Source organism: Candidatus Electronema sp. TJ (assembly GCF_048287355.1).
Classification (GTDB): domain Bacteria; phylum Desulfobacterota; class Desulfobulbia; order Desulfobulbales; family Desulfobulbaceae; genus Electronema.
On sequence record NZ_JBLWEP010000124.1, the window covers coordinates 5300 to 7118 of the forward strand.

Genomic DNA, 1819 nt, shown 5'->3' on the forward strand with positions numbered 1-1819 from the left:
TTCTTGTCTCGATGAAGCAGGCTCAATCCATCGCTCCTTTCTTGGTGGGCACAAACCAGCCGAAATAGCTGCGGCCTTCGACGTGGCGGATGACTTGGCCGGAGCTGTTCCAGAGATGGATGCGCCGCAGGTCAGGGTCGTAGTAATACACCGAAGCGGCGGAAATATGCTGCGCCAGCGGGCTGCCGTCTTTGGCATCGAACAGCGAGGCAACGCCGCCTTCTTCTTCGATGACCACCGCCGTGTCGTTCATGGAAAAGGCAGCAGACTGGATGTGCTTGTCCTTGCTGGAAGTCAGCGAGCACAGCTTTTTTTTCTCTTTCACATCCCACAGCTCGGCGGGACGCTGCGGCCCCCAGATGACAGCCCGCTGCATGTCGGCACTGGATGAAACTTTATCCTTATCTCCGAGTTTGATATTTTTCAGCAGGACAGGCTCTCCTTTGCTGACATGCCAAAGTTTTATGTCGTCTCTATCGCGCCAGTAAACAATTGGGTTAGAATTAAAATGAATTATGTTGCCACCAAGATATATATTCTCCAATTTCGTTCCTTGAACAGGTTTCAAATCCGAGACGGAGAGTATGCTCAAGCGAATTGTATCTCCAATTCTTGAAAAGTCGAAAAGCATGATATAATATCCATCTGCCGAAAAATATATTCTCGATACAGATACAGATGTTTTTATTTTTGAAATTAAAACACCGTCATCAAGATCAAAAATTGATACATCTGAACCTCCAGATGTATCATTCGAAAAAGTACAAACTTTATTGTTTAAATAAAAAATATCAAAATCTACATCTTTTATTTTTAATTTATCGGATAAATTTTTTATTTTCTCACTAGAGGTAGTATCGTAAAGAGAAATAACTTTTTGTTGATCCCCCTCCTTTACAACTAATCGTTCCGCATCATTATTAAATTGAAACTCTGACCACGAATCGTCTTTATTTTGCTGAATAATATCTACTTTTTTAATAAATTGTTCTTTTTCTATTGACCAAAGCGCGATATCAATCGCGTTGATAGAACTAGATCGGCAAGTAATATGCTGTTCTGATTTTGAAAAATCACATTGACGACAGGGAGAAATTTCTACTTCTGTTGCGTCATCAACGTTGATCAACTTACAGTTAAGATTTCTTTCCATCCAAAAATAATCTGTTAGAAGAATAAATTTTCCTGTCTCATTAATCAATACATTCATATCTTTATTATTCTCTCTATTGAAAACTATCCTGCCATCTTTTGTATCCCAATATCTAATATGTCTGTTATTTTTACGAATTCCACCCACCACCTGTCCTCTCTCAGGCCGAATTTTATATTCAACACTTCCTGTTTCATCCTCATCCCAATGCCTCCCAATCACCTTCGCCTGCCACTGAATCTTCGCCGTTTCCATCAAATACAACCCGCCCGCCATCAGCACCGCCACAAACACCATCGCCCCTGAAAACACCGCAGGCACAAGCAGACTCTTGCGGAGCAGCCGCCGGGCATTCGGCTGGACAAGCAGCGGCCTGTCCGCGTGCGCCCGGATGAAACGCAGCCTGCGCAGCGGAATCACCCCTCGCTGCTGGGCAAGGTGATAGCGCAGCAGCTGATTCGCCTCCTCGGTCTGGGTGGAAACATCGCCGGTGGCCAGCTCCACCGCGCCGACCAGATAATCGTGCAGCAAGGCATAGGCATCCGGGCCGCTCTTCCGCTTCTCCTCGGCCAGCAGACGGGCAAGGACAAAGGTGCGCACCAGCGCGGCGACCGTCTGGCTGCCAGCCGTCCTGCCGATGTCAGCGGCCAGCTCCGCCTGCGTCTT

The 1819-nt window shown here is 46.3% G+C and carries 1 protein-coding gene; it reads right to left on the reverse strand.

Annotated features, from left to right (window positions below; genetic code table 11):
- Window positions 1–22 precede the first annotated feature (22 nt).
- Window positions 23–1819, reverse strand: a 1797-nt coding sequence (locus ACNKID_RS09300) for a hypothetical protein (protein WP_417913150.1), incomplete at its 5' end; no start/stop codon positions are given.